The sequence below is a fragment of the Tautonia sociabilis genome (genome assembly GCF_003977685.1).
Classification (GTDB): domain Bacteria; phylum Planctomycetota; class Planctomycetia; order Isosphaerales; family Isosphaeraceae; genus Tautonia; species Tautonia sociabilis.
This window is the reverse complement of the sequence record NZ_RYZH01000132.1, coordinates 1-515: the sequence shown is the minus strand read 5'-3', so window position 1 is coordinate 515 and position 515 is coordinate 1. Positions and strand designations below refer to the sequence as shown.

Genomic DNA, 515 nt, shown 5'->3' with positions numbered 1-515 from the left:
TCACCGCCAACGGCACCGCCTTCACCGCCGGCAACCCCAACGCTCCCGAGGGGGACCAGGTCGCCTTCCTCCAGAAGACCGGCTCCGCCTCTCAGATCCTCTCCATCCCCGCCAACGCCGCCGGCTCCTACCGCCTCCGCTTCCGAGCCGCCCAGCGGGGCAACTACCAGGCCGGCGCCCACGACTTCGCCGTGCTCCTCGACGGCGTCGAGTTGGCCCGCGTCCAACCGGCCGGCACCTCGTATGAAGCACGAAGCCTGGCGCTGACCCTCCCGGCCGGGGCCCACACCCTCTCCTTCGTCGGAATCAATTCCTCCGGCGGCGCCAGCACCTCCTTCATCGACGACATCGTCCTCGATCGGGTCGAGGTCGAGCCCCGGACCGAAACGCTGCTGGACGGAGGGTTCGAGGTGCCGGAGGCCGGGCCCAACGGCTCGAGCGGCTCCTACCTCTATCGCCCCGCTGGCTCCGCCTGGTCCTTCGCCGGCACCGCTGGCGTCACCGCCAACGGCACC

1 pseudogene is annotated in these 515 nt (G+C 71.1%); it reads left to right on the top strand.

What is annotated here, in order from left to right:
• Nucleotides 1-515, top strand: a pseudogene (locus TsocGM_RS26400) (hypothetical protein); the annotation flags it as partial.